The sequence below is a fragment of the Gemmatimonas sp. genome, from assembly GCF_044345575.1.
In the GTDB taxonomy this organism is placed as follows: Bacteria; Gemmatimonadota; Gemmatimonadetes; order Gemmatimonadales; family Gemmatimonadaceae; genus Gemmatimonas.
Genome location: NZ_JBIJAW010000398.1, coordinates 1 through 2,875, shown reverse-complemented (window position 1 = coordinate 2,875; position 2,875 = coordinate 1). Strand labels below are relative to the sequence as shown.

Genomic DNA, 2,875 nt, shown 5'->3' with positions numbered 1-2,875 from the left:
GGTCGAGCACGAGTTCCATGTTGCCGGTGCCCTTGAACTCCTCGAAGATCAGCTCGTCCATGCGCGAGTTGGTTTCGATGAGCGCCGTCGCCACGATGGTGAGCGACCCGCCCTCCACGAGCTTGCGCGCCGCGCCGAAGAACGCCTTGGGCTTCTGCATGGCCGTCGCTTCCATGCCGCCCGACATGAGTTTGCCGCCCTGCGGCGCTACCGCGTTGTGGGCGCGGGCGAGCCGCGTGATGGAGTCGAGCAGGATCACCACATCCTTGCCGCTTTCCACGAGCCGCTTGGCCTTTTCGAGCACCATGCCGGCCACCTGCACGTGGCGATCGGCGGTTTCGTCGAAGGTGGAGCAGATCACTTCGGCCTTGGGGCAGCTCGCCTGCATGTCGGTCACCTCTTCGGGACGCTCATCGATCAGCAGGACGATGAGCGTGACTTCCGGGTGATTTTCGCTGATGGCGTTGGCGAGCTGCTGCAACAGGATCGTCTTGCCGCCTTTGGGGGGCGCAACGATGAGGGCCCGCTGGCCCTTGCCGAGGGGCGCGATGATGTCACAGACGCGCGTGGCTACTTCCCCGTTCTTGCGCTCGAGATGGAGGCGTTCGTCGGGGTACTTGGCGGTCAGGTTGTCGAAGGCGCTACGCAATTTGGACTGCTCGGGGTCACCACCGTTGATGCGCTCCACCTTGAGAAGCGCGAGGTACCGTTCCCATTCCTTCGGCGGACGCACTTCACCCATCACCGTATCGCCGGTGCGGAGGTCGAAGCGCTTGACCTGAGAGGGGGAGACGTAGATGTCGTCGGGGCCGTGCAGGTAGTTGAAATCCTGCGCCCGGAGAAAGCCGTAGCCTTCCGGGAGGACTTCCAGCACCCCTTCGCCGTAGAGCGTCGTGTCGGTTTCGAGCAGGGCCTGCTCGATGCGGAAGACGAGCTCCTGCTTCTTGAGCCCGTTGACGCTGGTGAGCTGCAACGACTCGGCCAGCGCCAGGAGTTCGGGAACCGACTTCCGCTTCAGCTCGACAACGTGCACGTGGCGATGTAAACGAGGGGAGCGTGGGTTCACCGCAGGGGCGACAACCCCGGGCGAAGCCATGCGCGCGGCAGGACTCGAACCTGCGACCTTCGGCTCCGGAGGCCGACGCTCTATCCAACTGAGCTACGCGCGCATTACGGCTGCCGGCGCCGGCAGAAGCCGACGGGAGTCCGTCGTTGGGTCCGCAGGCACACTCAGCCCCGGGACCGTCAGACCGGTGAAGCTAACCGGGCAGGGGGCGATGGGGCAAGGAAATGGGTCGGACTGACCGCTGATCGCTCACTTGTGCGACAACGTCCACACGTACGCAGCGACGGCGCTGATCTGCTCGTCGTTGAGGTTCATGCGGCCACCGCGCGCCCCCATGGCGTTCGGGCGCGTGGTCACCTTGATCTTCTCCTTGGGGACGCCGCTCACGATGAGCGCACGGATCTCGGCGTAGCTGCCCGTGGTCAGCTGATCCCATTGGCCATCATTGAGGGCTGGGCCGTTCTGCGCCCCGATGCCCTTGGAGCCATGGCAGCGCATGCAGCCGCCATTGTTGAAGAGGGAATCGCCAAGTGCGACACGGGCTGGCGTGACCTCGGCCGGGGTGGCGGGCTTGGCAGCAGGACCGGTGCCGGCGCCGGCGCCGGACGAGCGGCAGGCCGCGACGAACAGGAGCAGGGAGACAGCGGCGAGAGCGCGCATGAGGTGTGGGGAAAAGGGGGACGGGATTGTGGCTCGCCCTATTCTGCTGCCGGGTGCGGGGGTTGGCTATCTTTCACCGTATGACCGCTATCGCTTATCTCGGAACGGGGCTGCTGGGCAGCGGCTTCGTGGAGGCCGCGCTGGGGCGCGGCGACTCGGTGACTGTGTGGAATCGCACGCGCGACAAGGCCCAGGCGCTGGCCGCGTTCGGGGCGATGGTGGCCGACACGCCGGCTGAGGCGGTGCGCGGGGCTGCGCGGGTACATCTGGTGCTCAAGGACGATGCCGTGGTGGAAGAGGTCATCGCGGCGCTACGTCCGGGGCTCGCCCCCGACGCCATCATTTGCGACCATACCACCACGCAGCCGGCGCTGACGGCCGAGCGGGCGACCCGTCTGAACGCCGAAGGCGTGCGCTATCTCCATTGCCCGGTGTTCATTGCACCGGCCGCCGCGAGGCAGGCGCAGGGGATCATCATGGTGTCCGGTCCGCTGGCGCTTTTCGAACACGTCCAGCCGGCGCTCGAACAGCAGGCGCAGAAGGTGGTGTACTGGGGCGAGCGCCCCGACCTCGCGGCAGCATACAAGCTCATGGGCAACGCGTTCATCATCGGTCTCGGCGCACTCGTGAGCGATGTCTTCACCATTGCCAACGGCACGGACGTCAGCCCGCCGGACGCGCTCAAACTGCTCGAGTTCTTCAACCCCGGCAGCATGCTGCAGAATCGCGGCAAAAGGATGAGCGAGGGGGACTTCGTCGCCAGCTTCGAACTGGAGATGGCGCGGAAGGATGTGCGGCTCATGCTGGAAACCAGCGGGTCGCGTCCCCTCGCGGCGCTCCCGTCCATTGCTGCGCGCATGGACGACCTGCTTGCCCAAGGGCTGGGCCAGGCAGACTTCGGGGTGATTGCACGCGACGCCGTGCGGGGCCACTGATCGGCGCGGCCAAGGAAAGGCTCCGGAACGGCACGAGGCCCGCGCGACCATTGGTCGCTGCGGGCCTCGTGCCGTTCGGAGCACCGACGGATTACGGGCGGTGCGGTCCCATCACGTTCTTCGTGAACAGGGCAATGAACGCCGCGATGATCGCGATCTGGCCGATCGGGCCAACCGCGAGCACCACCTCGAAGATCGAGGAGATCAGGAGGAG

3 protein-coding genes and 1 tRNA gene are annotated in these 2,875 nt (G+C 66.2%); 1 reads left to right on the top strand and 3 read right to left on the bottom strand.

Annotated elements, in window-relative coordinates:
• From rho to ACIQ6O_RS15745, 3 genes are all read right to left on the bottom strand, one after another.
• On the bottom strand, positions 1-1,033 hold a 1,033-nt coding region (gene rho, locus ACIQ6O_RS15755; protein ID WP_396208725.1), incomplete at its 3' end, for a transcription termination factor Rho.
• A gap of 62 nt (positions 1,034-1,095) precedes the next feature.
• A tRNA-Arg gene (locus ACIQ6O_RS15750) sits at positions 1,096-1,169 on the bottom strand.
• A gap of 146 nt (positions 1,170-1,315) precedes the next feature.
• Positions 1,316-1,726 carry a c-type cytochrome gene (locus tag ACIQ6O_RS15745; RefSeq protein WP_396208724.1) on the bottom strand — a complete coding sequence of 137 codons (411 nt, stop codon included), beginning with the start codon at positions 1,724-1,726 and terminating at the stop codon, positions 1,316-1,318.
• An 80-nt stretch (positions 1,727-1,806) separates the two neighbouring features.
• Here ACIQ6O_RS15745 and ACIQ6O_RS15740 point away from each other — a divergent pair, with 80 nt between their 5' ends.
• Complete coding sequence (locus tag ACIQ6O_RS15740; protein WP_396208723.1) at positions 1,807-2,661, top strand: NAD(P)-dependent oxidoreductase; 855 nt, start codon at positions 1,807-1,809, stop codon at positions 2,659-2,661.
• Positions 2,662-2,875: the final 214 nt, after the last annotated feature.